At 68.7% G+C, this 20581-nt stretch carries 20 protein-coding genes; 12 read left to right on the forward strand and 8 right to left on the reverse strand.

Annotated elements, in window-relative coordinates:
* Positions 1-111: 111 nt before the first annotated feature.
* Complete coding sequence (gene uvrB, locus J0I47_RS08185; protein WP_294046284.1) at positions 112-2319, forward strand: excinuclease ABC subunit UvrB; 2208 nt, start codon at positions 112-114, stop codon at positions 2317-2319.
* Positions 2320-2334: 15 nt separating this feature from the next.
* On the opposite strand, the gene J0I47_RS08190 is transcribed toward uvrB, so the two are convergent.
* Complete coding sequence (locus J0I47_RS08190; RefSeq protein ID WP_294046286.1) at positions 2335-2799, reverse strand: PRC-barrel domain-containing protein; 465 nt, start codon at positions 2797-2799, stop codon at positions 2335-2337.
* Positions 2800-2808: 9 nt separating this feature from the next.
* On the opposite strand from J0I47_RS08190, the gene J0I47_RS08195 reads away from it, so the two are divergent.
* The 4 genes from J0I47_RS08195 to J0I47_RS08210 all read left to right on the forward strand — a co-directional run bounded on the left by J0I47_RS08195 (position 2809) and on the right by J0I47_RS08210 (position 6360).
* Positions 2809-3315, forward strand: coding sequence for a hypothetical protein (locus J0I47_RS08195; RefSeq protein WP_294046287.1), 507 nt, complete (start codon positions 2809-2811; stop codon positions 3313-3315).
* A 42-nt stretch (positions 3316-3357) separates the two neighbouring features.
* The gene (locus J0I47_RS08200; RefSeq protein WP_294046289.1) at positions 3358-3507 is read left to right on the forward strand and encodes a hypothetical protein; all 150 of its coding nucleotides are present in this window, start codon (positions 3358-3360) and stop codon (positions 3505-3507) included.
* A 25-nt stretch (positions 3508-3532) separates the two neighbouring features.
* A complete protein-coding gene (locus tag J0I47_RS08205) occupies positions 3533-3805 on the forward strand; it encodes a DUF3175 domain-containing protein (protein WP_294046291.1) in 273 nt (90 codons plus the stop codon).
* A gap of 800 nt (positions 3806-4605) precedes the next feature.
* On the forward strand, positions 4606-6360 hold the full coding sequence (locus tag J0I47_RS08210) for a chloride channel protein (RefSeq protein ID WP_294046292.1): 1755 nt from the start codon (positions 4606-4608) through the stop codon (positions 6358-6360).
* 7 nt (positions 6361-6367) lie between these two features.
* Here J0I47_RS08210 and J0I47_RS08215 read toward each other — a convergent pair whose 3' ends face one another.
* Complete coding sequence (locus tag J0I47_RS08215) at positions 6368-6760, reverse strand: DUF4345 domain-containing protein (RefSeq protein WP_294046294.1); 393 nt, start codon at positions 6758-6760, stop codon at positions 6368-6370.
* Entirely contained in the window at positions 6757-7215 is a 459-nt protein-coding gene (locus J0I47_RS08220; RefSeq protein WP_294046296.1) for a DUF2721 domain-containing protein, read from the reverse strand. Before J0I47_RS08220 ends, J0I47_RS08215 begins: the two co-directional genes overlap by 4 nt.
* A gap of 383 nt (positions 7216-7598) precedes the next feature.
* On the opposite strand from J0I47_RS08220, the gene J0I47_RS08225 reads away from it, so the two are divergent.
* Positions 7599-8687: a GNAT family N-acetyltransferase gene (locus tag J0I47_RS08225; RefSeq protein ID WP_294046297.1), complete on the forward strand. Its 1089-nt coding sequence runs from the start codon at positions 7599-7601 to the stop codon at positions 8685-8687.
* 33 nt (positions 8688-8720) lie between these two features.
* Here J0I47_RS08225 and J0I47_RS08230 read toward each other — a convergent pair whose 3' ends face one another.
* Positions 8721-9542, reverse strand: coding sequence for a hypothetical protein (locus J0I47_RS08230; protein WP_294046299.1), 822 nt, complete (start codon positions 9540-9542; stop codon positions 8721-8723).
* Positions 9543-9806: 264 nt separating this feature from the next.
* Here J0I47_RS08230 and J0I47_RS08235 point away from each other — a divergent pair, with 264 nt between their 5' ends.
* From J0I47_RS08235 to J0I47_RS08250, 4 genes are all read left to right on the forward strand, one after another.
* Positions 9807-10250 (forward strand): MucR family transcriptional regulator, encoded by a 444-nt coding sequence (locus tag J0I47_RS08235; RefSeq protein ID WP_294046300.1) that lies wholly within the window; start codon positions 9807-9809, stop codon positions 10248-10250.
* A gap of 173 nt (positions 10251-10423) precedes the next feature.
* A complete protein-coding gene (locus J0I47_RS08240; RefSeq protein ID WP_294046301.1) occupies positions 10424-11335 on the forward strand; it encodes an ATP-binding cassette domain-containing protein in 912 nt (303 codons plus the stop codon).
* Between the two features lies 1 nt (position 11336).
* The gene (locus J0I47_RS08245) at positions 11337-12824 is read left to right on the forward strand and encodes an ABC transporter permease (RefSeq protein ID WP_294046303.1); all 1488 of its coding nucleotides are present in this window, start codon (positions 11337-11339) and stop codon (positions 12822-12824) included.
* Positions 12825-12918: 94 nt separating this feature from the next.
* Positions 12919-14922 carry a PAS domain-containing protein gene (locus tag J0I47_RS08250; protein WP_294046305.1) on the forward strand — a complete coding sequence of 668 codons (2004 nt, stop codon included), beginning with the start codon at positions 12919-12921 and terminating at the stop codon, positions 14920-14922.
* Between the two features lie 167 nt (positions 14923-15089).
* Here the strand turns inward: J0I47_RS08250 and trmB are convergent, their stop codons facing one another.
* Positions 15090-15770, reverse strand: coding sequence for a tRNA (guanosine(46)-N7)-methyltransferase TrmB (trmB, locus tag J0I47_RS08255; protein ID WP_294046307.1), 681 nt, complete (start codon positions 15768-15770; stop codon positions 15090-15092).
* Positions 15771-15876: 106 nt separating this feature from the next.
* Between trmB and J0I47_RS08260 the strand changes: the two genes are divergently transcribed.
* On the forward strand, positions 15877-16758 hold the full coding sequence (locus J0I47_RS08260) for a hypothetical protein (protein ID WP_294046309.1): 882 nt from the start codon (positions 15877-15879) through the stop codon (positions 16756-16758).
* Between the two features lie 58 nt (positions 16759-16816).
* Here J0I47_RS08260 and J0I47_RS08265 read toward each other — a convergent pair whose 3' ends face one another.
* From J0I47_RS08265 to J0I47_RS08275, 3 genes are all read right to left on the reverse strand, one after another.
* On the reverse strand, positions 16817-17077 hold the full coding sequence (locus J0I47_RS08265) for a hypothetical protein (RefSeq protein WP_294046311.1): 261 nt from the start codon (positions 17075-17077) through the stop codon (positions 16817-16819).
* 7 nt (positions 17078-17084) lie between these two features.
* On the reverse strand, positions 17085-17552 hold the full coding sequence (locus tag J0I47_RS08270) for a YaiI/YqxD family protein (protein ID WP_294046313.1): 468 nt from the start codon (positions 17550-17552) through the stop codon (positions 17085-17087).
* Between the two features lie 164 nt (positions 17553-17716).
* Positions 17717-19456 (reverse strand): DEAD/DEAH box helicase, encoded by a 1740-nt coding sequence (locus tag J0I47_RS08275; protein WP_294046314.1) that lies wholly within the window; start codon positions 19454-19456, stop codon positions 17717-17719.
* Positions 19457-19688: 232 nt separating this feature from the next.
* On the opposite strand from J0I47_RS08275, the gene J0I47_RS08280 reads away from it, so the two are divergent.
* On the forward strand, positions 19689-20546 hold the full coding sequence (locus J0I47_RS08280) for an oxidoreductase (protein WP_294046316.1): 858 nt from the start codon (positions 19689-19691) through the stop codon (positions 20544-20546).
* The last annotated feature ends 35 nt before the right edge of the window (positions 20547-20581 follow it).

The following is a 20581-nucleotide window of genomic DNA, read 5'->3' on the forward strand; positions in this document are numbered from 1 at the left end:
TCCCGCCCAGCATAGGGCCGGTCGCGGCGGGCGTCGACTCGCTTGCGCCGGAATAATCGCCCGCCGTTCCGGTGCGTTGAACTCGCCCCCGCGTTCGCCATATGTACGCTCATGGCAATCCAGATTCGCACCAGCCTGGCCGAGCCCGAGACCGGCCAGTCGTTCGTCCCCCACCGCCCGGAACGCCCGGCCAAGGTGGAAGGCGGCAAGCCGTTCAAGCTGGTCAGCGACTACGAACCGTCGGGCGACCAGCCGGGGGCGATCAAGGAACTGACCGAGGCGGCGCTGGCCGGCGAGCGCGACCAGGTGCTGCTGGGGGTCACCGGGTCGGGCAAGACCTTCACCATGGCCAAGGTGGTCGAGACGTTGCAGCGGCCGGCGCTGATTCTGGCGCCCAACAAGATTCTGGCGGCGCAATTGTACGGGGAGTTCAAGAGCTTCTTCCCGGATAATGCGGTCGAGTATTTCGTCTCCTATTACGATTACTACCAGCCCGAGGCGTACGTGCCGCGGTCGGACACGTACATCGAGAAGGAATCCTCGGTGAACGAGGCGATCGACCGGATGCGGCATTCCGCCACCCGGTCGCTGCTCGAACGCGACGACGTACTGATCGTGGCGTCGGTGTCGTGCCTGTACGGCATCGGCTCGGTCGAGACCTATTCGGCGATGATCTTCGACCTGAAGAAGGGCCAGACCGTCGACCAGCGCGAGATCGTGCGCAAGCTGGTCGCGCTGCAATACAAGCGCAACGACGCCGCCTTCGCGCGCGGCAATTTCCGGGTGAAGGGCGACAATCTCGAAATCTTCCCCTCGCACTACGAGGACACCGCCTGGCGCGTGTCGTTCTTCGGTGACGATATCGAGGACATCGTCGAGTTCGACCCGCTGACGGGAAAGAAGATCGCGAGCCTCAACTACGTGCGCGTATTCGCCAACTCGCACTATGTGACGCCCGGTCCGACGCTGAAGCAGGCGATGGAGGCGATCCGCTTCGAACTCGCCGAGCGGCTCAAGGAATTGCAGATCGAGGGCAAGCTGCTGGAGGCGCAGCGATTGGAGCAGCGTACCAACTTCGACCTGGAAATGATTGCGGCGACTGGATCTTGTGCGGGGATCGAGAACTATTCGCGGTTCCTGACCGGCCGCCTGCCGGGCGAGCCGCCGCCCACTTTGTTTGAGTATCTCCCCGAGAACGCGTTGCTGTTCGTCGACGAGAGCCACCAGACGATCGGCCAGATCAACGGCATGGCGCGGGGCGACCACCGGCGGAAGATCACGCTGGCCGAATACGGCTTCCGCTTGCCGTCGTGCATCGACAACCGCCCGCTGCGCTTCAACGAATGGGACGCGATGCGCCCGCAGACCACCTATGTCTCGGCGACCCCGGGCGGGTGGGAGATGGAGCAGACCGGCGGCGTCTTCGCCGAACAGGTGATCCGCCCGACCGGCCTGATCGATCCGCCGGTCGATATCCGCCCGGTCGAGGACCAGGTACAGGACTGCATCAACGAATGCCGCAAGACCGCCGAGGCCGGCTACCGCACGCTGGTGACGACGCTCACCAAGCGCATGGCGGAAGACCTGACCGAGTTCATGCACGAGGCGGGGCTGAAGGTCCGCTACATGCATTCGGACGTCGAGACACTCGAAAGAATCGAGTTGATCCGTGATCTTAGGCTGGGTGTCTATGACGTGCTGGTAGGTATCAACCTGCTGCGCGAGGGGCTCGATATCCCCGAATGCGGGCTGGTCTGCATCCTCGACGCCGACAAGGAAGGGTTCCTGCGCTCCGAAACCTCGCTGATCCAGACGATCGGCCGCGCCGCCCGCAACGTCGACGGGCGCGTGATCCTCTACGCCGACCGCATGACCGGCAGCATGGAGCGCGCGATCAACGAGACCAATCGCCGTCGCGAGAAGCAGGCCGCGTACAATACCGAGCACGGCATCACGCCGACCACGATCAAGCGCAACATCGGCGACATCATCCAGGATGTGTCGAGCCGCGACCAGGTGACGGTCGAGATCGACGAAGATCGGCCCCACATGGTCGGCCATAACCTGCGCGCCTATATCGAGGAACTCGAAAAGAAGATGCGCAAGGCCGCCGCCGACCTGGAGTTCGAGGAGGCCGGGCGCCTCCGCGACGAGATCCGCGGGCTGGAGGCGGAGGAACTCGGCCTGCCGCCCGCCGAGCACAAGGCCCCGATCATGGGCCGCTCCAACGAAGGCAAGCCCGGCACCCGCAAGACCCGCTACGGTAAGCAGTCGAAGATGCGCGCCGGCATGCCGGGGAGCAGTCGGCGGGCGCGGTAGAAACCCTCGCGCTGCCTAGCCGATCGACAGGCTCTGCCGTTCCGCGCCGTAATAGCTGGCGACGCGGTCGGCATAGTCCTGGTCGAAGGCGGGGGGCTTGCCGGACCAGCTCGGGCCGCCTTCGAGCGCCTTGGGGTCGATCGCGGTCACATAGCCGTCGCCGGCGGGGTCGTAGGTCAGCAGCGTGATCGGCACCGGGTAATAGGCGCCGCCGACGCCGAGGAACCCGCCCAGGCTTAGCACCGCATAGAGCGCGCGCGCCGAGCGCTTGTGGACCATGAAGCCGTAGACCGACCCCAGCGAGCGGCCGTCGCGATCGCGCACCTTCATCGTCTCGGTCAGCGTCGCCCCGATCAGCGGCGCGGGCAGATGGTCGCTCAACGGTCGTTCCTTACGCAGGTTAGGCGCGGGCGTGAAGCGCGTCGCCCGCCCAAGTTGTTCCGCCGCTTTCGCCTTGAGCGCCGGCGCGGGCGCGGCCATGGTCGCGCGATGCGTGCCGTCCTCGCTCTCTCGATCGCTGTCGTGACTCTCGCCGGGTGCGTCGCGCCGCCGGCCCCGGTCGCACCGCCGCGTGTCGTCGTCGCGCCGCCGCCAGTCCCGGTCGTCGCGCCGGTCCCGCCGCCGCTCGCCGCCGACTGGAACGACTGGCCGTTCACGCCGGGGGATTGGCGCTATTTGCAGCAGCCGGGCGCGACGGTCGGGCGGTTCGAGACGGCGGGGCAGGCGGCGCTGACGCTGATCTGCGACCGCTTCACGCGGCTGGTGCGGCTGACCGGGATCGCGCCCGCGCCGGCGACGATTCGCACGACCAGCCTGACGCGTGTCGTTGCGCCGGGGACGGGCGAGCCGGCCCTGGTGTTCGCCGCCAACGACCCCCTGCTCGACGCCATCGCGTTCAGTCGCGGGCGGTTCGTGGTCGAGCAGGCCGGCCGCGCGCCGCTGGTGCTACGCCCCTATGCCGAGATCGGCCGCGTGATCGAGGATTGCCGCGGATAGCTTTGGGCGGCCGGCGCGTTCAGGCGGGCGAGGAGATCGCGCATGATCCGCAAGCTCGCATCGGGCGAATACCGCATCTATTCGCGCCACAAGGACGACGAGACCGGCAAGCGCCGCAACCTCGGCACGTTCGACACCAAGGCCGCGGCGCAGCAGCACGAGCGCGAAATCCAGTATTTCAAGCACCACTGACGCACCGCCCGCGAAAGGACCCGCCATGCCCGCCAGGCACTGGTCGCAGGACGTGACCGACCATTCCGACGCGCTCGACCTTGCCAGGGACGTGTTCACGCGCGACGACCCCAAATCGATCGCGGCGTCGCTGAAGCGATCGGCCGAGCACAGCAAGCGCCGCAAGGGCACGCCGTTCCAGTCGGCGATGTCGATGCTGACCTTCTACATCAACCGCGCGGGGAAGGATCTGCCGGCGGCGCGCAGGAAGGTGCTGGAACAGGCGAAGGTGGAGCTGCGCGCGGCGTTCGGGCGGTAGCGGCGGGGGCACTCTCGTTGCCGTTCTCCTGCGAAAGCAGGAGCCCAGGGTTACGGGCGGCGTCGCCTGCCGCTCTGGGTTCCTGCTTTCGCAGGAACACGGGTAAAGGGAGCGTCGAGTCTTTCTCCCCACCCCGGCGGACGCCGGGGTCCAGTCGGGAGACGATCGTGAAATGCGTTGCGCCTTGGTACCACCGCCATTCCGACTGGGCCCCGGCGTTCGCCGGGGAGGGACTATGGGGAAAGCTGGTCGGCGAAAGATAAATATGCTCCGCCGCAGCACGGAAAGCTGCTTGCGCGCACCCTCTATTCGCGACGTCCGGAAAACCCCCGGCCGACCCCGGCCAAGGCGAAAGAGAATCGTCGAAATCCCGGTGCATTACAAGTCTTGAAATGTCGGCCCGGGCGATTCACATTCCCCTCGTGTCCAACGCTGGGCACGGTGTTTCAACAAGCGAAAGGAGGTGATCCGATGTCTCATGGTTCAGCAATGGGGTCGGTTCAGTTCGTTCGGGGGACGCGCCGCTAAAAGTCCGCCGGATCGCCGCGGGAGGTATCCTCCTCCAAGCAACGCCGCGATCCACAGGAACGGGCAGCTCTGCTGCCCCGACCCGGATGGCGATTTCCGAAGGGAAATCGCAAGCGGTCCGCATGGTCCTCCGGGCTGGAGCTTCCGGCCGCTGACCATGTCAGGAGGTTGTCGGGGTGCCGAGAGGCCCCCGGCAGCCTCTTTTCATTTCGGGCGGCGCCTTTAATTCCCGGGCCTTTTTAATTTTCGGGCGATGCGCCAATAGCCGCCGCGTGCCCGACCTTCACATCCCGCATCGTGCTTTGACCCCGCTGGCATGGTTCCGCCGGCGGTTCCGCGTCAGCGAATTCTGGTTCATCGCGCTGGCGATCGTGGTCGGGGCGATGGCCGGGCTGGCGACGGTCGGCCTGGGGCTCGCCGCGCGCGGGTTGCAGCAGCTGGTGTTTGGCCTGCACGGCGAGCGGTTGAGCCTGGCCGTCAAGCTGAGCCCGGTCGAGCTCGCCATGCTGCCCGTGGGTGGGCTCGTGCTCGCCGGCTTCTCGCTGCTGGTCCGGTCGCGCCGGCGGACGTTCGTCGACGCGGTGGAGGCCAATGCGCTGCACGGCGGCCGCATGTCGATGACCGACAGCCTCATCATCGGCGCGCAGAACGCCATCTCCAACGGGTTCGGCGCGTCGGTCGGGCTGGAGGCGGGCTATGCGCAGCTCGGCGGGGCGGCGGGGTCGGTCGTCGGGCTGGCGCTCGGCACGCGGCGCGGCGACCTGCGCACCTTGGTCGGGGCGGGATCGGGCGCGGCCGTCGCGGCGGCGTTCGGCGCGCCGCTGGCAGGTGCGTTCTACGCGTTCGAGATCGTGCTGGGCGCGTACACGCCCGCGGCGATCGCGCCGGTCGTGGCGGCGTCATTGGCCGGGGCTTTGGTCGCGCACCTGATGGGCATGCCGCCATACGCGATCGAAGCGGTCAATTCGGCGCTCGCGGTGCCGGGCGATCATTACGTGCTCTACAGCCTGCTGGGCGCGGTCTGCGCGATGATCGCGATCGCGCTGATGCGGACGGTGACCGCGGTCGAGGCGGGGACGCGGCGGCTCGGCCTGCCGGTCTGGGCGCGGCCGGCGGTCGGCGGCCTGCTGCTGGTGCCGATGGCGGCGTGGTCGCCGCAGGTGCTGTCCGGGGGGCATGGCGCGCTGGGGAGCGATCTCGCGATCACCACGTCGCTCAGCTTCCTGGCGCTGATCCTGGTGGGCAAGTCGCTGGCGTCCGCGATCACGATCGGGTTCGGGTTTCGCGGCGGGCTGTTTTTCGCGTCGCTGTTCATCGGGACGCTGACCGGGCATTTGTTCGCCGGCGTGGTGGCGCAGATCGCGGGGTACCAGATCCTGCCGTCGGGCGACGCGGCGCTGGTCGGGATGGCGGCGATGGCCGTCGCGGTGATCGGCGCGCCGCTGACGATGGCGATGCTGGTGTTCGAGACGACCGAGAGCTTCCTGCTGACTGGCGCGGTGCTGGCGGCGTCGTTGATCGCGTCGACCATCGTGCGCGAAGGGTTCGGCTACAGCTTCTCGACCTGGCGGCTGCACTTGCGCGGTGAAACGATCAAGAGCGCGCGCGATGTCGGCTGGGTGCGGTTGCTGACCGCCGGGCGGATGATGCGGCGCGAGGTCAATGCGATCGCCGCGTCGGCCAGCGTCGCGGAGTTCTGCCGCCGCTTTCCGCTGGGCGCGGTCAGCCGCGTAGTGCTGACCGACGACGGCGGCGACTATGCCGGGATCGTCGCGCCGGCGATCGTCTATGCGGAAGGACTGGCGGCCGATGCGACGATCGGCGAGCTCGCACGCGCGCCGCTGTCCCCGCTCGCGCCCGACGCCAATATCGTCGAGGTGATGGAGACGTTCGACAGCGTCCAGGCGGACGAGCTGGCCGTGGTCGGCCCCGACGGCGCGGTGATCGGCACCCTGTCGGAAAAGTTCGTGCGCAAACGCTATGCCGAGGAACTCGAAAAGGCGCAGCGCGACCTGTTCGGGGAATAGCGCCGGGCTAGCGGCGGAACCGCCGCGCCAGCGACGCCTGCCACACGATCAGCAGTGGCACGACGCCGAGCTCCATCGCGAAACCGAAGACGTGGCCGGCGCTCGGCGGCCCTACCGCGATCAGCGAGACCAGCCGTGCGAGACCGCCGCACACCACCAGCGCGCCGAGCAGGCGGAAGCGCGGACCCTTGCGCTCGATCCCCGGCACGCACGTCGCGAACGCCACGCCGACCGCGAAGAAGATGCCCGAAATGTAGCGGAAATGGCTGTCGAGATCGACCGGCACGTCGTGCGGATGGCCGAGGAAATGCGGCCCGCGCAGGATGCTTTCCCCGCCGATCGTCAGCGGCACCAGGCACGCGATCGCGACGACGACCTGCAACAGGCGTTTCTCGATCACCGGCGGTCCTGCTCGAGCAGTTCGGCGCGGACGTGGATCGCGTGGATCGAAGTGCGCACCTCGACGATGAAGCTGATGAGCGCCGCGATCAGCAGCGTCATCGCCAGGATGAACGCGACCGCGACGGTCGGTCCGATATGGAGCGCGGCGAGCTCGGCGATGAACAGCATCGCGACGACCAGGCAGGTCATCACCGCGCTCGACACCGCCATCAGCAGGGCGGCGTTGATGATCGAGATGCGGCGGTCGAGCAGCCGCAATTCCCAGACGTGGCGGTCATGCTCCGGCCCGGTCGAGCGCGGATGCAGCGCCTCCAGCGCGCGGGCGCGATCGATCACGCGCGACAGCCGCCCGGCGAGCACGTTGATGAGCGCGCCGATGCCGGTCAGCATGAACACCGGCGCCAGCGACAGCTGGATGGTCTGGGCGATGGTCGAGACGGCGTTGACTTCCATGGGGCGCCACCATGGCGTCGCCCGCGCGATTAGGGAAGCGGGAGGAGTGGGGGTGGGCTCGAATGAGCGGTCGCGACGGTCGAACGAACGGCCGGTGGGCGAGAGAACGCGAAGATGGCGTTCCCCGTCTTTTTTGTCTCCCCGGCGAAGGCCGGGGTCCAGTCGCGAGACGCCGATCGGTGAGCGTATCGAGTCGTCACATCTGCCTTCCCGACTGGGCCCCGGCTTTCGCCGGGGTGGGAATGAAGGGGAGGGGGACGCTCGCCACCGCCGTTGCCTGGCATGCTTGGGAGGATGCAGCGAGCAGGAGCCGCTCCGGATCATCGCCACTGCGCACCCGACCGACACACCGCTTGGTAACGCCTGTCGGATAGAGCGGCGGTATGAACAAGCCGATGGCCCTGACCGATTTCACCCGCCTGCCGCCGGTGGCGCGCGCGGCGGCGTTCGACGGGTTGCCGGCGCTGATCGATCCGGTCGCGGAAAACGGTCCGGCGAGCCACGCTTTCCTGCGCCGGCAATGGTTTGCGGCGGCGACGGCGGCCTACGGCCAGCGCGCACGGACATTGATCGTCGAACATTTCGGCGAGCCGGTGATCGCGCTGCCGTTCGCGCCGTTCGGGCCGACGCCGCTGCGGCTGGCGGCGGTACCCGGTTGTTACTGGCCGTTTCGCGGCTTCCCGGCGGCGACGATCGCCGACGACCGTGCGTTCGACGTGCTTGCCGACGCGCTGGCGCACGAAGTCAACGGCTTGCGGATCGGCCCGGTTTATGACGGCGATCCGGCGGCGAGCGCGCTGATCGCGGCCGCGCGGCGGCGGGGCTGGGTCGCGATCGACCGCTTCGTCGCGGACAGCTTCCTGCTCGACATGGCGGCGGCGCGGACCGAGGGGCCGTTCCCGCGCGCCTCGACGCTGAAGAAGAACCGCTTCCACGAAAAGCATCTGGCGACGCACGGCGCGCTCGACTGGCGTTTTCTCACCGGCGCGGAGCTGGCGGAGGGCGGGTTCGACGCGATGGCGAGAATCGAGGAAAAGAGCTGGATCGCCGCGCGCACCGACGGTCGCGATGCCAAGTTCACGCGGACCGGACATGGCGCGTTCTGGCGGCAGGCGGCAACCGATCCGGTGATCGCGGCCCAGCTTTGGGCGGCGGTGCTGACGATCGATGGCGAACCTGCGGCCTTCTCGTTCGACATCAATTGCGGCGCGGTGAAATACGCGATCGCCAACAGCTACGACCCGCGCGTCGCCAAGCATTCGCCCGGCAAATTGCTCTATTATCGCAACCTCGTCCGGGCGCAGGACGACGGCATCGCGACGGTCGATTGGGGCGCGGGCGACAGCGGCTACAAGCAGGTCATCGGCGCGGAGAAGGGGCCGGCGATCCGCGACTGGCTGTTGCTGCGCCCGGGCATGGCGGCGCTGGCGGGGCGGATGCTACGGGGCGTGTGGCGGCGGTCGGGGCAGTAGCGCGGGGTTATTAACGGTTCGCGGGACTCACCGTCAGGTGTCGGCGTCCCACGTCACCGCAAAGCCTTCGTTCGCCGCGCCGTCGATCATCGCCTTGACCGCGCGCGCGAGGGTCTCGGGGGATAGCTCGTCCGCCCCTTCGAGGCGGAACGTCACCGACCGTGCATCGGCGTCGGCGATCGCGAGGCTGAGGGGTTCGGCGGGTTCGCTCGCGGGCTCCGCCGCCGGTACGCCGACCCCATCGAGCATCCGCATCACCTCGTCCGGGGGATAAGGCGGCTGGCCGTCGCCTGCCCGCGCCTGTTGCGCGCGCGCGACCTGCCGAGCGGTCGCCAGAAGGACCGGCGCAATCGGGCTCGCCAGCCGCTCGGCCAGCGCGGTCGCCGAATCGGGCGGGACCGTGCCGGCGAACGCCGCGGTGACGTCCGCCGGCAACACCGCCGCCAGCGCCAGCGCCGCCGCCCCGTCATCGTCGACCAGCTCGACCTCGACCAGCAGCCGCAAATCGGGATCGTCCTCGCGCAGCTGGCGGATCGCGGCGAACGTTTCCGCGCCGTCGATCGCCTCATACTCGAACAGCTCGTCGTCGAACACCGGCCGCACCGTCACTGCGCCGCGCTGGCCGTCGCGCAGGATCGCATCGCACGCCGCGCGGGTCGGCGGCACGCGGCCGAGTTGCGGCCACAGTCGGACGCGCGCCGGGTCGACATCGAACGCGGTCGTCGGCCCGGCGACGGTTTCCGTAGCGTCAATCGGTGCCGTCGCCGGCACGGGCTTGATCGTGTCGACCTCGGCGGTACGTTCGGCGCGGCGCAGCAGGCTGGCGAAGCTCGGCTTTGAACGGCGCGCGATCATGCCCGCGACGATACCCGACATTCGGATGCGGGAACAGCCAAATACCGTTTCGCGCAACCAACGACCGCGCCATTAGTCGCCGCCAAGAACATAGACAATTGAGATTGATTTGCATCAAGGCGCAAGGGCTGGCGCATATCGGGTAGCGGGAAGTGTTCGACTTGCGACAATAAACATACTCCAAAATCGATTTTTCGGTGCGATAGTGATTGACGCGGCACTTGAATGGCGCTTTGGCGGATGAGCATTTCTGGGGAGTGCATCATGACCGACAATATTTCCGAACTAAGTCCTGTTGAAATCGCCGCCGAGTTGACTGCCGCTTGGCTGGCCAATCCGAATACCCGCGCGACCGCCGAAGATGCACTGGCATTCTTCGCTTCGATGCGCGGTGCGATCGAGCCGACTGCTGCGACCATGGGCACCGAAGACGGCGAACCGACCGCGCACGAACCGGCCGTCAGCGTCCGCAAGTCGCTGGCGTCGCGCGACCACATCGTCAGCCTGATCGACGGCAAGCCGTACCGCACGCTGCGCCGGCATTTGTCGACCCACGGCCTGACGCCCGAGCAGTATCGCGAGCGCTACAATCTGAAGTCGGACTATCCGATGGTCGCGCCGACCTATAGCGAGCAGCGCCGCGACATGGCGAAGAAGATCGGCCTCGGCCGCAAGCCCGGCCAGAAGCGCCCGGCGCGCGAGAAGTAAGGCCCGATCTTACTCCGGACGGCCCGGCCGCGCACCCGCGCGGGCGGGCCGTTCTGCGTTTGGGGCGTGCGCGATCGGCGGATTCGCGAGAATGGACCGATCACCCGTCGCTTCGGTGTTGTATTCGAGCGCAACACCTGATTAGGAAGCGGGGAGAGATCGGGGACGCGACGATGGATGCTTTGCGGCTGGACGGGGTGGTCAAGCGCTTCGGCGAATTGACGGCGGTCGACGACCTCAGCTTCGCGGTCGCGCCGGGCGAGGTGTTCGGCTTCCTGGGCGGGAACGGCGCCGGCAAGACGACCTCGCTGCGGATGGTGCTCGACATCCTGCGTCCCGACGCCGGCAGCATCTCCGTCCTCGGCCGCGCGCCGGGACGCGCGAACAGCGCCGGGCTGGGCTTCCTGCCCGAAGAGCGCGGGCTGTATCGGTCGATGACCGCGATCGAGACGATCGTTTATTTCGGCCGGCTGAAGGGGATGACCGCGACGGCGGCGCGTGCCGAGGGCGATACGCTGCTCGACCGGTTCGGGCTCGGCGGGTTCGCCAAGACGTCGGTCGACAAATTGTCGAAGGGCATGGCGCAGAAGGTCCAGCTGGCGACCGCCGTCGTCAACCGGCCGCGCTTGCTGATCCTCGACGAACCGTTCTCCGGGCTCGATCCGGTCAACCAGGGCCTGCTCGAGGACGAGATCGTGCGCGCGGCGAAGGACGGCGCGGCGGTCGTGTTCTCGACGCACGTGATGCAGCATGCCGAGCGGCTGTGCGACCGGTTGCTGCTGCTCGCGCGCGGGCGCAAATTGTTCGAGGGCACGCAGGAAGCGGCGCGCGCGACCCTGCCGGCGCGCCTGTTGCTCGAGGCCAAGGCGTCGCCCACGGCGTTGCCCGGCGTCGCGGAAGCGCGCCAGACCGGGACGGCGGGCGCGTGGCAGGAATGGGAGGTCGGCCTGACCCCCGGGGCCGACCCCGGCGACCTGCTCGACCATTGCACCGCGACCGGGTTCGCGCTCCATCGCTTCGAGCAGCAGCGGCCGAGCCTGCACGAAGTCTTCCTGCACATCGTCGGCGGCGCGGAGGGGCGTTAACATGATCCAGCACATCCGCCTCGTCGCCGCGCGCGAGTTCCGCCAGGTCGCGATGACACGCAGCTTCTGGCTGACACTCTTGATCCTGCCGCTGGTGTTCGCGCTGGGGCCGCTCGCGTCGCGCTTCATGGACAAGTCCGACACCGACACGGTGATGGTGATCGACCAGGCCGGCGGGTCAGCGGGCGCGGCGATCCGCCAGCGCGTCGAACTCGACGGCCAGCGCGCGACGCTCGACGCGCTGGCGCGCTACGTCCGCCGTCACGATCTGCAACGCGCCGACCCGTCGGCGCCCTGGGCGCAGGGCGATCACTGGTTCGGCGATGCCGAGGTCGCGCGCTTCGTCGCGAGCGGCGGCCTGCCCACGGCGCGCGCCGCGATCGCGCGCGTCTCGCCGAAGAACGCGGAAGCGTTCGATGCGCCCGATCCCGATTATCGCGTGGTCGACACGCCGCCGGCGCTGGCGACCGCCGCGCCCGCCACGCTCGATCAGGCGCTCGAACCCTATCTGCGCCCGGGCGACAAGAGCAACCGCAAGCCAGTCGATTATGTCATCCTGATCCCGCACGATTTCGGCCCGTCGCCGGCGATCCGCGTCTGGGCGAACGGGGCGCCGCGCGGCTCGCTGATGGCGATGCTGCAAGGCGTGCTGACCCCCGATCTGCGCACGCGGTTCCTGGCCGGCGCGGGTACGCCGGCGGCGACCGCGCAGGCCGCCAACGCGGTCGCGCCGGCGATCCAGGTGACGACGCCGCCGCCCGGCAGCGGGCGCGAGCGGATGCTGATCCGATCGATCCTGCCGCTCGCCTGCGCCTACATCCTGCTGATGTCGCTGGTGCTGTCGGGCAGCTGGATGCTGCAAGGCACGGTCGAGGAACGCAGCAACGAGCTGCTGGAGACGGTGCTCGCCTGCATTTCGCCGAGCGAGCTGATGTACGGCAAGCTCGCCGGCACGGTCGCGATCGGGCTGTCGATGATTCTGACCTGGGCGGCATGCGGCGCGTTCGCGGCCTATGCCACGCACGGCGCGATCGCCGACGTGATCCGTCCCGCGCTGGAGCCGGTGTCGTCGCTCGGCAGCGTGCTGACGATCCTCTATTTCTTCGTCGCCGGCTACATGATGGTGGCGATGATCTTCCTGGTGATCGGCGCGGTCAGCAACTCGATGCGCGACGCGCAAGGCTATCTGATGCCGGTGATCCTGCTCATCATGATGCCGTTTACGTTGCTGGTGCAGGCCGTGCTGCGCGGGGCGGGGGGCACGGCGGTCGAGGTGCTGACCTGGGTTCCGTTATGGTCGCCGTTCACCGTGCTCGCGCGGCTCGGCACCGGCATTCCGACCTGGGAAGTCGTGGGGTCGGGCGTGGTGCTGGCGGCGTTCGTGGTGATCGAGATCCTGCTGCTCGGCCGCGTGTTTCGGGCCAGCCTGCTCAACGAAGGACGCCGGAGCCTGCCGGAGATGCTCAAGCTGATGCGCCAGCCGGGCTAAACGACGTTCGCGATCGGGCCGCGTGCTGCCCGATTGGAACCGCCGCCGCGCGAATGTGTCTTTGTCTCCAAGACGGATATGTGTGGGGACGACATTGCCTGACCGCAGGGCACAACGCATCGCGACGAGGGGAGAGATCGGCGCCCTGCTCGCGGAACTCGACGAGCGATCGCCGCTCGGGCCGATGACCGGCTGGTCGTCGGCGCTGCTGTCGGCGGTCGACCTGATGCTGTCGTCGCGGGCGGAGATCGTGTTGTTTTGGGGCGGCCATTTCTGCGCGCTCTACAACGAAGCCTATGCGCCGACGATCGGCAACAAGCATCCCCACGTCCTCGGCCAGCCGGCGCCGGAGGGGTGGAAGGAATTGTGGACCGACCTCGGCCCGTTGCTGACCGGCGTGCGCGACAGCGGCGAGACGTATCATGCCAAGGACCGCGCCTTTTATATCGAACGCAGCGACGGCGGCGGCGAGGAAGTGTTTTTCGACATCTCCTATTCGCCGGTGTTCGACGATGACGGGTCGGTCGGCGGGGTGCTGTGCATCGTCAGCGAGACCACGGCGCGCGTCGTCGCCCAGCGCGAGGCGGTGGCCGATCGCAACCGGCTGTGGACGATCGCGCGCGATCCGTTCCTGATCGCCGACCGCGACGGGAAATGGCTGAATGCCAGCCCGGCCTGGACCGACATCCTCGGCTGGACCTCCGACCAGTTGCTCGGCCGCACGTCCGAATGGATGGAGCATCCCGACGACGTCGCGATCACGCGCGCCGAGATCGACGACCTCGCGGGCGGCGAAGCGACGCTGCGGTTCGAGAACCGGTTCCGCGACAGCAGCGGCGATTATCACTGGTTCAGCTGGACGGCGGTACCGCACGGCGACCTGCTCTATTGCGTCGCGCGCGACATCACGGCGGAAAAGACCGCGAGCGAGGCGTTGCGCGCGACCGAGGAAGCGCTGCGCCAGTCGCAGAAGATGGAGACGGTCGGCCAGCTGACCGGCGGCGTCGCGCACGATTTCAACAATCTGTTGCAGGTGGTTACCGGCAACCTCGACATCATCCAGCGCAACCTGGGCGAGGATCAGCCGCGGCTGGTGCGCGCGGCGCGTAACGCCATGTCGGGGGCGGAGCGGGCCGCCGTGCTGACGCAGCGCCTGCTCGCGTTTTCGCGCCGCCAGCCGCTCGCGCCGCGGCGGCTCGAACCCAACCGCCTGATCGCCGACATGGCGGAGATGATGCACCGCGCGCTGGGCGAGACGATCGACTTCGCGTTCGTTCAGGCGGCGCGATTGTGGCCGATCGAGATCGACGCCAACCAGCTGGAGAATGCGCTGCTCAACCTGGCGGTCAACGCGCGCGACGCGATGCCGGAGGGCGGGCGGCTGACGATCGAGACCGCCAACTGCCACCTCGACACCGATTATGCCGCGCGCGAGGCGGAGGTGCGGCCGGGCCAATACGTCCTGATCGCCGTGTCCGACACCGGCGAGGGGATGGACCGCGCCACCGCCGACCGCGCGTTCGAACCGTTCTTCACCACCAAGGAAGTCGGCCGCGGCACCGGGCTCGGCCTGTCGATGGTCTATGGCTTCGTCAAGCAATCGGGCGGGCACGTCCGCATCTATTCGGAATGCGGTCACGGCACGACGATCAAGATCTACCTGCCGCGCAGCGACGGCGCGACGGCGAAGGCCGCGGCGACGACGGCGCCCGAACCGCTGCCCAAGAGCGAGAACGAGACGATCCTGGTGTGCGAGGACGATGAGGACGTCCGGGCGTTCACCACCGAGGCGCTGGCCGATCTCGGCTATGCAGTGCTCGCCGCCGCTGATGGGCCCGGCGCGCTCGACCTCGTGCGGCGGCATGCCGATGCGATCGACCTGCTGTTCACCGACGTCGTGCTGCCCGGCGGCATGACCGGCGCCGTGCTCGCCGAACGCGCGCGCACGGTGAAGCCCGACCTGCGCGTGCTGTTCACGTCAGGCTATGCGCGCAACGCGATCGTCCATCACGGTCGGCTCGATGCGGGAGTGGAGCTGTTGCCGAAGCCGTTCACGTATACGGACCTGGCGCGGCGGTTGCGCGCGATGCTGGATTGACCAACGACCCTGACGCACAACAATCAAACAGGCCGCCACCCCGGCGAAGGCCGGGGTCCAGTTCCGAACCGTCAGTAGTTCGCGTCGCGCGCAATTATCACTGTTTCCCTCCTGGGCCCCGGTGTTCGCCGGGGTGAGGTTTTTCCGCAGGATGGAGCTTCACCGCCTCACACTCGCCCGTAGCGGAAATACCACACCTCGTGCCCCTGCCGCCGCGCCTTGCGCTCGTACCGCGTCTCGGGCCAGTCCGCCGGGCGCGTCAGGAAATCCCGCGCATCGCGCGCCAGCCATTCGAAATCGCGACGGCGGTTCATTACCATCATCGACCAGCGGCAATAGGTCGGATCGTCGGTGCCGAGCCGGAACTCCCCGCCGGGCTTCAGCTTGCGCGCGATCAGATCGAGCGGGCCGTCATTGACCATCCGCCGCTTGGCGTGCCGCGCCTTGGGCCAGGGGTCGGGGTGGAGCAGATAGAGCCGCGACAGGCTGGCGTCGGGCAAGCGCTCCAGCACTTCCAGCGCATCGCCCATGTGCAGCCGCACGTTGCTGAGGCCGCCGTCGCGAATGTGGCCGAGCGCGCCGACGACGCCGTTCAGGAACGGCTCGCAGCCGATGAAACCGTGATCGGGCCGCATCGCCGCCTGCCCCGCCAGATGCTCGCCCGCGCCGAAGCCGATCTCCACCTCCAGCGGGAGCTCGTCGCCGAACAGGACGCGCGCATCGAGCGGCCCCTGCTCGGGCACCGCCACGTCGGGCAGCAGTTCCTCGACGAGCGCCGCCTGGCCCTGGCGCAATTTGTGGCCCTGGCGGCGGCCGTACAGGCGGCGGATGGTGGTGGGATCGTTCATCGCCCGCGCGGCTAGCAAAGTCGGCCGCGTCGCGCCACTTGCGCCCCCGCGACAGGCGTCTACCATCGCGCCGAATGTGGATTGCTCGCTAGCAAGGGGAAGCGACATGGCCGACGACAAGGTGGACGTCACGCGGGACTGGGCCGCATCGCAGGGGCAGAAGGCCGCGGCCGGGCGGCTCCGCCTGTTCGCGGGGCTGGCCTGGGCCGTCGCGATCGCGGGAGAGATTGCCGGCGTCGTCCTGCTCTACAAGCACAAGTTCGACCATGGCAATCTCGGCCTGCTGATCGGCATCCTGGTCGGGATCGCGGTGTTCGCGATCGCCGGCAACCTGTTGTGGAAGGCCGCAAACAAGCAGGATCCGGCGCGCGAGTCGGACCCCGCCAAATTCTTCTTCCAGAACCAGCTGGGCGCGATCGTCACGCTGATCGCGTTCGTGCCGCTGGTCGTCCTGATCTTCATGGACAAGGACATGGACCCGAAGAACAAGAAGATCGCGGGCGGCGTCGGCGCGGTGCTGGCGGTGATCGCGGCGCTGATCGGGGTCAGCTATCACCCGCCCTCGGTCGAGCAATATACCAAGGACATGAATAGCTGCGCCGCGCAGATCAAGGCCGGCCAGCCGACCACCGCCTGCTCGCCCGAGGTGGCCGCGCAAGCGCAGGACATCGCGCGCGACACCAGCACCGTGGCGGACGCGACCAAGGACGCCGCGCACCCGGCGGGACAAGACGTCGTCTACTGGATCGCGCCGGAGAACGGCGCCAAGACCGCTTCGACGCCGCACGTCTTCCACCTGTGCGAGGGCGTCAGCCCGCTCAAGGGCAAGACCGTCAACCACGGCTCGGTCACCGAAGCCTATGGCGAGAACGCGACGCGCATCACCAAGCAGATCGCGATGGAACAGAAGCAGTGCGGCTTCGGCGCGGCGAGTGCGGCGACCGGGGCCGCGCCGGTCGCGACGCCGGTGAGTGGAAACGGCATGTAAGCTGGCGCGGTTCGGCTGAAGGATAAGGTGGGAGCGGGTTGGGGCCGCCCGCTCCGCCTCAGCCCTCGTCCTGCCGTTCGACGATTTCCATGAAGTCCCGCGCGGCGTCGCGGTCGGCGGGGTCCGCGAACGCCACGTCGAGGCCGGGGGCGACGCCGAGCATGTGCATCAGCGTCCATAGTGCAAAGCGGCGGGGGCGGTCGCGCTCCAGGCCGAATTCGACGCGCATGCGTTCGGTGCCCGCCGCGAACGCGGCCGGGGTCAGGGTCGCGAGGTCGGCGGTGCCGAAATAGTGGCGGAGGCGATCGTCGAGGTCCATGCCCCGCTTATCGCGCGCGGACCAGCGCGGTGTCGAGCGCCTGGAGGAAGCGCGAGCGATCGGCTTTCGAGAACGCCGCGGGCCCGCCGAGCTGGTCGCCGCTGGCGCGCAGGTCGGCCATGATCGCGCGCGTTGCGATGGCCGCGCCGATCGAGCTGGTCGTGAACGGCTTGCCGGTCGGCGCGATCGCCTGCGCGCCCGCTTTCAGGACGCGATCGGCGAGCAGGATGTCGGCGGTCACCACGACCGCGCCGGGGCCGGCATTGTCCGCGATCCAGTCGTCGGCGGCGTCGAAGCCGTCGCCGACCACGATGCGGTTGAGCAGCGGGTGTTGCGGCACGCGCAGGTGGCTGTTGCTGACGATCCAGACGGGGACCTCGAGGCGCCAGGCGACCTTGTAGACCTCGTCCTTGACCGGACAGGCGTCGGCGTCGACCAGGATGCGGCGGCCGGTGGCGGTCGGGGTTTCAGTCATATCGCCACCCTACCATTTTTCGCCGGGGAGGTCGTGAGGTTGGGACTCAATCTTCCTCGCTCGTCACCCCGGCCTTGAGCCGGGTCCCACTTCTGCTTCCGTCGTTGAAAAGCGGGATCCCGCACCGAGGCCGGGGTGACGATGCCGCAAGCGGGTGGGCGATATCACGCCCGCGGGGGGCGGGGGCCTTTGCGGAACACCTTCTGCGCGCGGTTGCGGGTCGGCGGCCCTTGGCGGCGCGGCGCCTGATCTTGCCGCCCCGTCGGGGTCGCGCGGTGGAGTTGCGCGCGCGCCGGGGCGGCGCTGGGGCCGTCGACCGGCTCGATCCGCACGCCGCTATCGTCCTCGCCGTCCGCCCCCGCGCTCTTGGTCACCGCGGTCCAGAAGCGGTTGGCGAGCGCGCGCGGAATCTGGAAGCCGGTCTCGTTCGCCTGGATGCGGATCGCGCCGACCTCGTTCTTGGTGATGCCGCCGCGGCGACAGATCAGCGGCAGGATCCAGCGCGGATCGGCATTCTGGCGGCGGCCGACGTTCATTCGGAACCACACCGTGTCCTCGAACCCGCTGCGGTGGTGCGCCTTCGGCCCTTCCGGCACGCGGTCGATCATCTCCTCGGGCTGGGGCAGCGAGGCGCGGTGCGCGTGGACCAAGGCGGCGGCGATCTCCTGCGGCGATTTCGCCTTGAGTAGCTCCTCGGCGATCACCCAGTCGTCGGCATCGGGCTCGACCGGCTCGCTCAGCGCCGCCAGCAGCCGCTCGCGATCCTTCGCGCGGATGTCGTCGGCGGTCGGCACCGGCAGCCACGCAACGTCGATCCGCGCGCCGCGCAGCATCATCTCGACGCGCTTGCGGCGGGGATAGGGGACGATCAGGACGGCCGTGCCCTTCTTGCCCGCGCGCCCGGTGCGGCCGGAGCGATGCTGCAACGTCTCGGCATCGCGTGGCAGCTCGACATGGACGACCAGGCTCAGCGTCGGCAGGTCGATGCCGCGCGCCGCGACGTCGGTCGCGACGCAGACCCGCGCACGGCGATCGCGCAGCGCCTGCAACGCGTGGTTGCGCTCGCTCTGCGAATGCTCGCCCGACAGCGCCACCGCGGCGAACCCGCGCTCGACCAGGCTGGCGTGGAGGTGGCGGACATTGTCGCGGGTCGCGCAGAACAGCATCGCCGTCTCCGCCTCGTGGAAGCGCAGCAGGTTGATAACGGCATGCTCGATATCGGCCGGGGCGACGGTCACCGCCTGGTAGGCGATGTCGCCGTGCCCGCGATCCTCGCCGACGGTGGAAATGCGCAAGGCGTCGCGCTGGTATTTCTTCGCCAGCGCGACGATCGGCTTGGGCATCGTCGCGGAGAAGAGGAGCGTGCGGCGCTCGGCGGGGGTCGCGTCGAGCAGGGTCTCGAGGTCCTCGCGGAAGCCCATGTCGAGCATCTCGTCGGCTTCGTCGAGCACCGCAACCTTCACCGCCGACAAATCGAGCGCGCCGCGTTCGAGGTGATCGCGCAGGCGACCCGGCGTGCCGACGACGATATGCGCGCCGTGGCTCAGGTTGCGGCGCTCGCGGCTCGGGTCCATCCCACCGACGCAAGTGACGATCCGCGCCCCGGCCTTGCCGTACAGCCACGCCAGTTCCTTCGCGACCTGCAAGGCGAGCTCGCGGGTCGGAGCGATCGCCAGCGCGAGCGGCGCGGTGGGGGAGGGCGGCGTCTGCCCCTTGTGGAGCAGTTCGTCGGCCATCGCGATGCCGAACGCGACGGTCTTGCCCGAGCCGGTCTGCGCGGAGACGAGCAGGTCGCGACCCTTGGCGGTGTCCTCGCCGACCTGTTGCTGGACCGGGGTGAGCGCGGGATAGCCCTTGGCGGCGATGGCCTCGGCCAGGACGGGGGGCAGGTGTGAAAAGGGCATGGTGTCTCGAACGGGCATGGCGTCGGCGCGGCATGGGTGCCGGCCGGTAACGCGGTGGTTTTGGGGATTGCCGCGCGCCCTACGCCTTTTTTGCGGGTTTGGCAAAGGCGTGGTGGTGGGCGCGCCTCGGTTCGTCATTGCTGCGCCACAATCGCAATGACGGCACGACGCCGGTTGCAGGCGTCTCGGGTCGTTCCCACCTTTCGCGTCTCCTCAATCGAAAGGTTTCCCCATGCCGTTCCCCACCGATCCCGTCTGGTTCATCACCGGTTGCTCGACCGGGTTCGGGCGCGAGCTGGCGAAGCTGGTGCTGGCGCGTGGCTGGCGCGCCGTCGTGACCGCGCGGGGCACGGATCGCGTCGCCGATCTGGTCGCGCTGGTGCCCGACCGTGCGCTGGCGGTCGACCTCGACGTCGCCGATCAGGGCCAGATCGACGCGGCGGTGGCGGCGGCGACCGCGCGGTTCGGGCGGATCGACGTGCTCGTTAACAATGCCGGCTATGGCTACCAGAGTTCGGTCGAGGAGGGCGAGGACGCTGAGATCCGCGCCCAGTTCGAAGCCAACGTGTTCGGCCTGTTCGCGATGACTCGAGCGGTGCTGCCGGTGATGCGCGGGCAAAAGAGCGGGGCGATCGTTAACATCACGTCGATCGGCGGCCTGACCGGGTTCGCCTCGTCGGGCTATTATTCGGCGACCAAGCATGCGGTGGAGGGTTGGTCGGAATCGTTGCGAGCGGAGGTCGCGCCGCTCGGCATTGCGGTGACGTGCGTCGAGCCGGGACCGTTCCGCACAGACTGGGCCGGCCGCTCGCTGCATCAGACCAAGAGCCGCATCGCCGACTATGCCGCCACGGCGCAGGCGCGGATGGACACGACCAGCGGCTATTCGGGGCAACAGCCGGGCGACCCCGTCCGCGCGGGCGAAGCGATGATCGCCGCCGTCACGCGCGCCGACCCGCCGCACCAGTTGGTGCTCGGCAAGTTCGCGTACGACACGGCGACCACGCTGTATCGGAAGCGGCTGACGGCGATCGAAGCGGATCGCGAGCTGAGCCTCGGCGCGGACTTCCCGGAAATGGCGAACGCCTGACGCGAAACGGGCCGGGTGTCGCCACCCGGCCCGTT

Origin of the sequence: Sphingomonas sp. (assembly GCF_017304635.1) — a bacterium.
Lineage (GTDB): Bacteria > Pseudomonadota > Alphaproteobacteria > Sphingomonadales > Sphingomonadaceae > Sphingomonas.

Bases quoted from the DNA above. Each gene is read 5' to 3' on its own strand.
- uvrB (WP_294046284.1), top strand. From the start codon at position 112: ATGGCAATCCAGATTCGCACCAGCCTGGCCGAGCCCGAGACCGGCCAG.
- J0I47_RS08190 (WP_294046286.1), bottom strand. From the start codon at position 2,799: ATGGCCGCGCCCGCGCCGGCGCTCAAGGCGAAAGCGGCGGAACAACTT.
- J0I47_RS08275 (WP_294046314.1), bottom strand. From the start codon at position 19,456: ATGCCCTTTTCACACCTGCCCCCCGTCCTGGCCGAGGCCATCGCCGCC.
- J0I47_RS08270 (WP_294046313.1), bottom strand. From the start codon at position 17,552: ATGACTGAAACCCCGACCGCCACCGGCCGCCGCATCCTGGTCGACGCC.
- J0I47_RS08220 (WP_294046296.1), bottom strand. From the start codon at position 7,215: ATGGAAGTCAACGCCGTCTCGACCATCGCCCAGACCATCCAGCTGTCG.
- J0I47_RS08225 (WP_294046297.1), top strand. From the start codon at position 7,599: ATGAACAAGCCGATGGCCCTGACCGATTTCACCCGCCTGCCGCCGGTG.
- trmB (WP_294046307.1), bottom strand. From the start codon at position 15,770: ATGAACGATCCCACCACCATCCGCCGCCTGTACGGCCGCCGCCAGGGC.
- J0I47_RS08205 (WP_294046291.1), top strand. From the start codon at position 3,533: ATGCCCGCCAGGCACTGGTCGCAGGACGTGACCGACCATTCCGACGCG.
- J0I47_RS08240 (WP_294046301.1), top strand. From the start codon at position 10,424: ATGGATGCTTTGCGGCTGGACGGGGTGGTCAAGCGCTTCGGCGAATTG.
- J0I47_RS08265 (WP_294046311.1), bottom strand. From the start codon at position 17,077: ATGGACCTCGACGATCGCCTCCGCCACTATTTCGGCACCGCCGACCTC.
- J0I47_RS08195 (WP_294046287.1), top strand. From the start codon at position 2,809: ATGCGTGCCGTCCTCGCTCTCTCGATCGCTGTCGTGACTCTCGCCGGG.
- J0I47_RS08260 (WP_294046309.1), top strand. From the start codon at position 15,877: ATGGCCGACGACAAGGTGGACGTCACGCGGGACTGGGCCGCATCGCAG.
- J0I47_RS08245 (WP_294046303.1), top strand. From the start codon at position 11,337: ATGATCCAGCACATCCGCCTCGTCGCCGCGCGCGAGTTCCGCCAGGTC.
- J0I47_RS08230 (WP_294046299.1), bottom strand. From the start codon at position 9,542: ATGATCGCGCGCCGTTCAAAGCCGAGCTTCGCCAGCCTGCTGCGCCGC.
- J0I47_RS08200 (WP_294046289.1), top strand. From the start codon at position 3,358: ATGATCCGCAAGCTCGCATCGGGCGAATACCGCATCTATTCGCGCCAC.
- J0I47_RS08280 (WP_294046316.1), top strand. From the start codon at position 19,689: ATGCCGTTCCCCACCGATCCCGTCTGGTTCATCACCGGTTGCTCGACC.
- J0I47_RS08235 (WP_294046300.1), top strand. From the start codon at position 9,807: ATGACCGACAATATTTCCGAACTAAGTCCTGTTGAAATCGCCGCCGAG.